General features: G+C 67.0%; 9 protein-coding genes. All 9 read left to right on the plus strand.

Annotation, left to right across the window (positions count from 1 at the left end; all coding sequences use genetic code 11):
* A partial coding sequence (locus CBW66_RS27980; RefSeq protein ID WP_139843074.1) for a tetratricopeptide repeat protein occupies positions 1–805 on the plus strand: 805 nt, incomplete at its 5' end.
* A 7-nt stretch (positions 806–812) separates the two neighbouring features.
* Entirely contained in the window at positions 813–2,516 is a 1,704-nt protein-coding gene (locus tag CBW66_RS27985; RefSeq protein WP_086140989.1) for a GspE/PulE family protein, read from the plus strand.
* Positions 2,516–3,721 carry a type II secretion system F family protein gene (locus CBW66_RS27990; protein WP_086140990.1) on the plus strand — a complete coding sequence of 402 codons (1,206 nt, stop codon included), beginning with the start codon at positions 2,516–2,518 and terminating at the stop codon, positions 3,719–3,721. Before CBW66_RS27985 ends, CBW66_RS27990 begins: the two co-directional genes overlap by 1 nt.
* A gap of 14 nt (positions 3,722–3,735) precedes the next feature.
* Positions 3,736–5,304, plus strand: coding sequence for a hypothetical protein (locus tag CBW66_RS27995; protein WP_086140991.1), 1,569 nt, complete (start codon positions 3,736–3,738; stop codon positions 5,302–5,304).
* On the plus strand, positions 5,301–5,984 hold the full coding sequence (locus CBW66_RS28000) for a hypothetical protein (RefSeq protein WP_230492211.1): 684 nt from the start codon (positions 5,301–5,303) through the stop codon (positions 5,982–5,984). The genes CBW66_RS27995 and CBW66_RS28000 overlap by 4 nt, the downstream gene beginning before the upstream one ends.
* Entirely contained in the window at positions 5,981–6,394 is a 414-nt protein-coding gene (locus tag CBW66_RS28005) for a hypothetical protein (protein WP_086140992.1), read from the plus strand. The genes CBW66_RS28000 and CBW66_RS28005 overlap by 4 nt, the downstream gene beginning before the upstream one ends.
* Positions 6,391–7,125 (plus strand): hypothetical protein, encoded by a 735-nt coding sequence (locus CBW66_RS28010; RefSeq protein ID WP_230492212.1) that lies wholly within the window; start codon positions 6,391–6,393, stop codon positions 7,123–7,125. Before CBW66_RS28005 ends, CBW66_RS28010 begins: the two co-directional genes overlap by 4 nt.
* Positions 7,122–7,832 carry a type II secretion system protein gene (locus CBW66_RS28015; protein ID WP_086140994.1) on the plus strand — a complete coding sequence of 237 codons (711 nt, stop codon included), beginning with the start codon at positions 7,122–7,124 and terminating at the stop codon, positions 7,830–7,832. Before CBW66_RS28010 ends, CBW66_RS28015 begins: the two co-directional genes overlap by 4 nt.
* Positions 7,832–8,611, plus strand: coding sequence for a hypothetical protein (locus tag CBW66_RS28020; RefSeq protein WP_086140995.1), 780 nt, complete (start codon positions 7,832–7,834; stop codon positions 8,609–8,611). Before CBW66_RS28015 ends, CBW66_RS28020 begins: the two co-directional genes overlap by 1 nt.
* The last annotated feature ends 102 nt before the right edge of the window (positions 8,612–8,713 follow it).

The following is an 8,713-nucleotide window of genomic DNA, read 5'->3' on the forward strand; positions in this document are numbered from 1 at the left end:
CGCGCCGCGCGAACAGCGCCCGCCAGCCGGCGCGGCGGAACAGCAGGCGATGATCCAGGCCGCCGCGCAAGCGGCCGTGGCCGCCCAGCTGGCGCAACTGCCGCCGCCTGCTCAGCCCAGCCTGCCACCGGTGGCCGCGCCCGACAACAGCCAGATCCAGGTGCTGCGCAACGATACGGCGCCGCAAATCAACCCCGGCGTGCAGCAAGCCTACCAAGCCTTCAACGGGGGCCAGCTGGGCCTTGCCCGCCAGCAATATGAAACGGTACTGCGGCAGGATGCCAACAACCGCGACGCGCTGCTGGGCCTGGCGGCCGTGGCCCTGCGCGAGAACCAGGGCGCGCAGGCGGCGGCGCTGTACGTGCGTTTGCTGGAAATCAATCCCGACGATGGCGTGGCGCTGGCCGGCCTGATCGGGCTGCGCCAGGGCGACGTCGCGCAGAGCGAAGCGAAATTGAAAGCCATCCTGGCGCGCAGCCCCGACAGCGGCCCCGTGCTGTTTGCACTGGGAAATGTATATGCCAAGCAGCGCCGCTGGAACGAAGCGCAGCAGCAATTTTTCCGCGCCTATGGCGCCGCGCCCGGCAATCCCGACTATGCCTTCAACCTGGCCGTGGGCCTGGACCGGCTGAACCAGCCCAAGCTGGCCGCCACGTATTACCAGCGCGCCCTGACCCTGGCGCAAACCACGCCCGCCGCCTTCGACCAGGCCGTCGTGCAAACGCGTTTGCGCGAACTGGCGGCGCCCGCACCGGCAGCGCCGGCCCCTGCCGAGCCAGCCACCATCACACCCCGTCAGGAATAAGCACTACATGGCAGAACAGGCAAAACTTCCGCTGGGCAAATTGCTGATCCAGAAAGGCGTGATCAGCGAAGACCAGTTGCGCATCGCCCTGATCGAGCAGCGGCGCAGCAGCGAACCGCTGGGCAAGCTGCTCATCACCCTGGGTTTCGTCACGGAAGCCACCGTGCGCGAAGCGCTCAGCGAAAACCTGAAACAGGTCAGCGCCGACCTGTCGAGCCTGGTGGTCGACGCCATCGCCCTGAAGCTGATTCCGAAGGACGTGGCCAAGCGCTACCGCGTTTTCCCTATCGTCTACGAGCGGCAGGCGGACAACCTGATCCTGGCCATGGCCGACACCAGCAACATCGTCGCGCTCGACCAAATCAGCGCCATGCTGGTCAAGGGCATCACGATTTCCACCGTGCTCGTCAACGAATCAGACATTTCGCGCGCCATCGACCAGTACTACGGCTTCGAACTGTCGATCGACGGCATCCTGCACGAAATCGAAACGGGCGAAGTCAGCTATCAAAGCATGGCCTCGCCATCGGACGAGTACAGCCAGCCCATGGTGCGCCTGATCGATGCGCTGCTGGCCGACGCCGTGCAAAACGGCGCCTCGGACATCCATTTCGAGCCGGAGCAGTCGTTCCTGCGCATCCGCTACCGCATCGACGGCATCCTGCGGCAGATCCGCAGCCTGCACAAATCGTACTGGCCGGCCATGGCCGTGCGCCTGAAGGTGATCTCGAACATGAATATCGCCGAGGCGCGCGCGCCGCAGGACGGCCGCATCAGCATCAAATTTTCCGGGCGACAAATCGACTTCCGCGCGTCGGCGCAGCCCACCACGCATGGCGAAAACTTCGTGCTGCGCGTGCTGGACCGGCAGAAAGGCATCGTGCCGCTGGACGCCCTGGGCCTGGCCGAAACGGAACTGAACGTGCTGAAACTGATGATCGCCCGTCCCGACGGCGTGATCCTCGTGACGGGCCCGACGGGCAGCGGCAAGACCACCACCTTGTACTCGATCATCAACCACATCAATACGGAGAGCGTCAACATCATGACCCTGGAGGATCCGGTCGAGTATCCGATGAACATGATACGCCAGACCTCCGTCAACGATTCCGTCAAGCTGGGCTTTGCCGACGGCATCCGCTCGATGATGCGGCAAGATCCCGACATCATCCTGGTGGGCGAGATCCGCGACCGCGAAACGGCGGAAATGGCCTTTGCCGCCGCCATGACGGGCCACCAGGTGTATTCCACCCTGCACACGAACTCGTCTATCGGCTCCATCTCGCGCCTGCTCGACATCGGCATCCTGCCCGACATCATGGCCGGCAACATCATCGGCATCGTGGCGCAGCGCCTGGTGCGCAAGTTGTGTCCGCATTGTAAGGAAACCGTGATCGCCGACAGCGTCGAGCGCCGTCTTCTGGGCCTGGCAACGGACGCGGCGCCCGCGTCCATCTGCCGCGCCGTCGGCTGCGAGCGCTGCGCACACCAGGGCTACAAGGGCCGCCTGGCCATCATGGAAATTCTCAAGATGACGGCCGAACTCGATGAATTGACGGCGCGCCGCGCCAGTAGCCGCGAATTGAAGAACGCGGCGCGCGCGGCCGGCTTCAAGGGCATCGTCGACGACGGCATGCGCCGCGTGCTCGAAGGCGTGACCACACTGGAAGAAGTGGGCCGCGTGGTCGACCTGACGGAAAGGCTGGCCTGATGGCGCAATATGTCTACCGCGCCATGGATGCCGCAGGCGCATTGATTCCCGGCAGCATGGAGGCGGCCAACGTGCCGGATCTGGAAGCGCGCCTGCACCGCATGCAGCTGGACTTGATCGACTGCAAGATCACGGGCCAGTATCTGGTGCTGCTGGGCAAGCGGGTCATCCACCGCCGCGACCTGATCAATTTCTGCTTCCACATGGAACAATTGACGGGCGCCGGCGTGCCCATCCTGGAAGGCTTGAACGACTTGCGCGAAAGCACCGACCACCCGCGCCTGCGCGAAGTCGTCACGGATCTGATCGAAAGCATCGAAGGCGGCTTGCCGCTGTCGGGCGCGCTGGCCCAGCATGGCGACATCTTCGACGCCACGTTCACCAGCCTGATCCTGGCAGGCGAACAGAGCGGCAAGATCGCCGAAGTGTTCAAGAACCTGTCGGAAAGCCTGAAGTGGCAGGACGAGCTGGCCTCGCAGACGCGCAAGATCGTCATGTACCCGGTCATCGTGGCCATCGTCGTGGCGGCCGTGACGTTTTTCCTGATGATTTATCTGGTACCTCAGCTGACGGCGTTCATCCGCAACATGGGCGGCGAGCTGCCGCTGCACACGCGCGTGTTGATCTTGGTATCGAATGTCTTCATCGATTACTGGTATGTGCTGCTGGCCTTGCCCGTGCTGCTGTTTTTCGGCCTGCGCTCGCTGATCCGCCGCAGCGAGGCGGCCCGCTACGCCTGGGATGGCTTGAAGCTGCGGCTGTGGCTGGTAGGCCCCGTGCTGCACAAGATCATCCTGGCCCGCTTCGCCACGTTTTTTGCCCTGATGTATGCTTCCGGCATCACCATACTCGAATGCATCCGCCTGTCCGAAGGCATCGCCGGCAACCAGGTGGTGGCGGCCGGCCTGCGCCGCGCCGCCCAGCTGATCAGCGAAGGCCATGGGGTGACGGCCGCCTTCCAGCACACGGGCATCTTTCCGCCGCTGGTGATCCGCATGCTCAAGGTGGGCGAGGCCACGGGCTCGCTGGACACGGCCTTGCGCAATGTCAGTTACTTTTACAACCGCGAAGTGAAAGAATTGATTGAAAAAGTGCAAGCCATGATCGAGCCGGCCATGACGGTCATCCTGGGCCTGCTGCTGGGCTGGATCATGCTGTCGGTGCTGGGGCCGATCTACGACACCATCAGCACGATTAAAACCTGAGACCCGAGAGCGCCGTGTTCCGCAAACAATTACTCTACATTACCAGCGACGCGCTGTGCGCCTACGACTGGGACCACGGCGTGCTGGGCCAGGGCCAGGCCTTCCCCGCCAGCGCGGCCGGGCTGGACGGTTTCGCCGCGTGGCTGGAAGATCCGCAGGCGCAACGGTCGGGCGTGCCCGCCTACCTGCTGACGGACCTGATCGAGGAAGATTTCCAGCGCCAGCTGCTGCCCCACGTGCGCGGCAAGGCGGGCCGCGCCCTGCTGGAGCGGCGCAAGCAGCAATTGCACCGCGACACACCCTACCGGGGCAGTACCCTGCTGGGCCGCGAAAGCACGGGCCGCCACGACGACCAGGTGCTGTTTTTCGCGCTGACCAACCCGTCCTTGCTGCAGCCGTGGACGGAGGCGCTCGAGCACTTGCGCGTGCCCGTGGCCGGCATTTATTCGACCAGCCTGCTCAGTATCGCGCTGGTCAAAAAGCTGTCGATCGCGCACGAACACTTGCTGCTGGTGACGCAGCAGTCGGGCGGCTTGCGGCAAAGCTACTATGAAAAGGGGCAGCTGCGCTTTTCGCGCCAGACGGCCACCATCGCGCTCGACGGCGTGGCCGTGAATATTGCGCTGGAAACGGAAAAAACGCGGCAATTCCTTACCAGCACGCGCATGCTGGCGCGCGGCGACGTCTTGAATACCGTCATCCTGGCGCCGGCCGCGCAAATCGCCAAGCTCGAACTGCTGTGCGACAACGGCGTCGAAGTGGCTTACCATTTCATCGATCTGCAGCTGGCCGGCGAACGGGTGGGCTTGCGCCGGACGCCGGCGCTGGCCGACGAATTGCTGCTGACTTTGCTGGGCAAGCATCCGCCGTCCAGCCATTATCCGCCCGGCGCGCTGGCGCGCTACTACCATTTCCAGCGCGCGCGCAAGGCACTGTATGGCGCCAGCACGCTGATCGGCGCATCGGCGGCCCTGTGGTGCGCGATTAACTTGCTCGGCGGCATAGCCGACGGGGCCGCGATCGAACGCCTGGCGCAGGAAACCGCGTCCTATCAGGAGCGCTACCGCAGCGTCATGTCGACCCAGCCGCCGGCGCCGGCCAAGACGCAGAACATGAAAGTGGCCGTGACCCTGGGCCACATGATCGCCAGCCAGGCGCCGGAGCCGGGCCGGCTGCTGGGCATGCTGAGCGCCGCACTGGACCAGGCGCCGCAAGTCGCGCTCGGCCAGCTGCACTGGCATGCGGGCCAGGCGCCCGCGCGCATGGCGAACAATCAGACGCCGCCACAGCAGCAGCAAAGTACTGGCGCACCAGCCGGCAGCGCTCTGGCCGGCATTCCCGTCGCGCCGCCGCAGGCCTTGCGCCTGGAAGCGGACGTGGCCATGCCGAACAACGATTACCGCGCGGCCCTGGCGGCCATCACGGCCTTCGCGCAAACTCTGGCGCGCCAGCCGGGCATGCAGGTGACGATCGAGGAAACGCCGCTCGACCTGCGCCCCAGCGCGGCCCTGTCCGGCAAGAGCGCCGTGCCGGCACCGGCCAGCCAGGCCCGCTTTACCCTCTTGCTCGCGTGGCAGCCATGAGCGGCCCCGTCAAACAACCGCCCCTGCCCGGCATGCAACGGAGCAGCACGCCCGCGCGCGCGCTGCCCGCCTGGCTGGGCGAACTGCATCTGATACGCCGCGCCCTGCTGTGCTTTGTGCTGACCTTGCTGGCCAGCGTGGTGCTGCTGAGCCTGAGTGCCGCCTATCGGGCGCGTGAAGCGCAGCAGCTGGACCTGGCCCAGCGCACGCGTTCGGCGGCCGCCCTCCTGTTCAACCATGCGGAGGCGGAAAAGCAGGAAATCCGCGCCTACGAACCGCAATTCCTGGCCCTGCGCCAGCGCGGCCTGATCGGCGAGGAAAACCGCCTGGCCTGGATCGACGCCATCCGCCGCAGCCAGGAACAGCGCAAACTGCTGCCGATCAGCTATGACATCAGCCCGCAGCAAGGGCTGCAAGTACCGTTGCCCATGGTGATGGGACAATATCAGCTGCGCGGCAGCCGCATGCGCCTGCAGATGGATTTGCTGCACGAGATGGATTTGCTGAACCTGCTGGACGATTTGCGCCAGAGCGGCTATTTCGCCGTGCAGGATTGCACGCTCAAGCGCCACGCTGCGGCCGGGGCCGGCCCAGGCAGCGGGGCAACGCCCACCGTGGGCGCCGAATGCGAGCTGCTGTGGCTGACCCTGGGCAGCGCGCCCGTGCCGGGGCGGCCATGAGGTGCCCCCGCATCCTGTCCGTACTGCTGGCGGGCGCCACGCTCACGGCCCAGGCACAGTCGCCGCAACTGGGCCGTTTGTTCCTGTCGCCCGACCAGCGCGCCCAGCTCGACGCACAGCGCTACGGCCCGCCGGCGCCCGATCCGCACCTGGCGGCGGCCCCGCCCCCGCCGCCACCGCCGCCTGCCCCGCCCGTGGAATTGAATGGCGTGGTACAGCGCAGCAGCGGCCGCTCGACCGTCTGGCTGAACCAGGCGCCGCAAACCGAGCCGCACAACCAGCTGGCGCGCGACAAGTCCGGCACGCCCGGCGCCCTGACCTTGCGCCTGTCGAACGGCCAGGTGGTGCTCCTGAAGCCCGGCCAGCGCTACGACCCGGCCAGCGGCACAGTCACCGAGGCACAGCCATGATGCCGCGCCAGGCGCATCGCCAACCCCGTCGCCAGCGCGGCGCCGCCCTGTTGCTGCTGGTGGCCGTGCTGGGCCTGGGTGCGGCCAGCCTGCTGATCAGCGCTTTCGGCCGCAACACGGGCGAGGCCGAGCGCCAGCAGCGCACCCTGGCCACCCTGGCGCAGGCGCGCGACGCCTTGCTGGGCTTTGCGGCGGCGAACGGCCGCCTGCCCCGCCCTGCCGCCTCCGCCCTCGACGGGCGCGAACGTCCCGCCGACTGCGCCGGCGATGCCGAGTGCAGCGGCTTTTTGCCATGGGTCGCACTGGGCGTGGACGGCGTTGATGCCTGGGGCAAGCTGCTGCGCTACAGCGTCACGCCGGAAATGGCGCGCGTGCCCATCGTCTCGTTTTCCGCTGTCGCCAACAGAGTCGTGCTCACGCGCGACGGGCGCGGCGACTTCGCCTACGTGGCGGGACAGGAGCAGTGCGACGTGAGCGCGCAATGCCTGCCCGTCGTGCTGTTCTCGCAAGGCAAGAATCACTACGGCACGGCCGCCAGCGGCGTGGCGCAGATCAATACGGCACGCGGCAATATCGACGAAGCCGCCAACGACAACGCCAGCCGCCGCTTCATTAACCGCCCCGCCACCGAACTTGCCACGCCGCCCGGTGGCGCCTTCGACGACATGCTCACCTGGATTACCTTGCCCACCCTGTATCAACGCATGCGCGCCGCGCGCAACCTGCCATGAGCGCCGTCCATCCGCGCCGCCAGGGCGGCTTTTCCCTGATCGAGATCGCCATCGTGCTCGTCATCGTCGGCCTCATGATCGGCGGCCTGGTCACGCCGTTGACGGTGCAGCTGGAACAGCGCAAGGTGACCGAGACGCAGCAGGCATTGAATGAAGCGAAGGAAGCGCTGACGGGCTTTGCGCTGCGCTACGGCTACCTGCCCTGTCCCGCCATTTCCGCGATGAATGGCCTGGAAGACCGGCGCGGCGCCCGCTGCACGGGCGAAAAACGCGCGGGCTTCCTGCCCTGGGCAACCCTGGGTCTGCGCCAGGGCGACAGCTGGAACAATCTGTTCCGCTACAGCGTGACGCCGGCCTTCAGCGACAGCGAGCAGCAGTTCAACCTGGGCACGCCGCGCGACATCAGCATTGTCACGCGCAATGGCGGCGCGCTGCTGCAGGCGACGGCGTTAAGGGACATCCCCGCCATGATCATGTCCCACGGCAAAAACGGCTTTGGCGCCACCGGCGTGCAGGGCCAGCGCCAGGCTGTTCCTTTCAGCAACAATGTCGACGAGCGCAACAATGCATCGAACGCCACCACCTTCATCAGCCGCGCCGCCAGCGCCCCGCAGCAGCCAGGCGGCGAGTTCGACGACCTCGTCGTCTGGCTGTCGCCGAACATCCTGTTCAACCGCATGGTGGCGGCGCAGAGGCTGCCCCGCTGATGCACCCATCCATGCTCCGGCCCGCCCTCACCATCGCCCGCTACACGCTGCTCGAAGCGCTGCGCAGCCGCCTGCTGTGGCTGTTCATGCTGGCCGCCTGCGCCGCCGCCGGGCTGGCCGGCTTCCTGCAGCAACTGGCGCTGACGGAAAGCGGCGCCGTGCAGGTGTCCCTGCTGGCGGCCGCCTTGCGCCTGGCCAGCGTCTTCCTGCTGGCCACCTTCATCATCACCAGCATGGCGCGCGAAGCGGCCGACCGGGGCCTCGAGCTGCTGCTGGCTTTGCCCATGCCGCGCGCAGCCTACCCGCTGGGAAAACTGCTGGGCTACGGGGCGCTGGCGGCCGTGCCCGCCGTGCTGTTCGGCCTGCTGATGGCGCGGTTCGCCGCGCCCGCGCAAAGCGCGCTGTGGGCGCTGTCCCTGCTCGGCGAATTGTGGATCGTCGCCGCCTTCAGTCTGCTGTGCGCGGCCAGCCTGCAGCAAGCCCTGCCCGCGCTGGCCGCCACGGGCGGCTTTTATGTGCTGGCGCGCATGCTGGGCAGCCTGCAGTTACTGGCGCACGGCCCGCAAGCGGGCGACTCCTGGGCGCAGCGCGCCACGGCGGGCGCCATCGACGTGCTGGCCCTGCTCTTGCCCCGCCTCGACGCCTTTACGCGCACGGAGTGGCTGCTGTACGCGACCGGCGACTGGCAAGCGCTGGCCGGCGTGGCGGCGCAAACCGTCATCTACGTCGCCCTGCTGGCCAGTTGCGCGCTGTGCGACTTTTACCGCAGGAACATCTGATGGCCGCCGCCCAACGCCCGTGGACGAGCGTGCCGCGCCCCCTGTGCTGGCTGCTGGCGGGCTGCCTGCTGCTGCAGCTGGGCTGGCGCCTGGCGCAGCGGC

Source organism: Janthinobacterium sp. GW456P, from assembly GCF_002127655.1.
GTDB lineage: Bacteria > Pseudomonadota > Gammaproteobacteria > Burkholderiales > Burkholderiaceae_D > Janthinobacterium.

What these genes read in the sequence shown, in the direction of transcription:
- CBW66_RS27985 (WP_086140989.1), top strand. Translation starts at nt 813, where the DNA reads ATGGCAGAACAGGCAAAACTTCCGCTGGGCAAATTGCTGATCCAGAAA.
- CBW66_RS27990 (WP_086140990.1), top strand. Translation starts at nt 2,516, where the DNA reads ATGGCGCAATATGTCTACCGCGCCATGGATGCCGCAGGCGCATTGATT.
- CBW66_RS28000 (WP_230492211.1), top strand. Translation starts at nt 5,301, where the DNA reads ATGAGCGGCCCCGTCAAACAACCGCCCCTGCCCGGCATGCAACGGAGC.
- CBW66_RS28005 (WP_086140992.1), top strand. Translation starts at nt 5,981, where the DNA reads ATGAGGTGCCCCCGCATCCTGTCCGTACTGCTGGCGGGCGCCACGCTC.
- CBW66_RS28010 (WP_230492212.1), top strand. Translation starts at nt 6,391, where the DNA reads ATGATGCCGCGCCAGGCGCATCGCCAACCCCGTCGCCAGCGCGGCGCC.
- CBW66_RS28015 (WP_086140994.1), top strand. Translation starts at nt 7,122, where the DNA reads ATGAGCGCCGTCCATCCGCGCCGCCAGGGCGGCTTTTCCCTGATCGAG.
- CBW66_RS28020 (WP_086140995.1), top strand. Translation starts at nt 7,832, where the DNA reads ATGCACCCATCCATGCTCCGGCCCGCCCTCACCATCGCCCGCTACACG.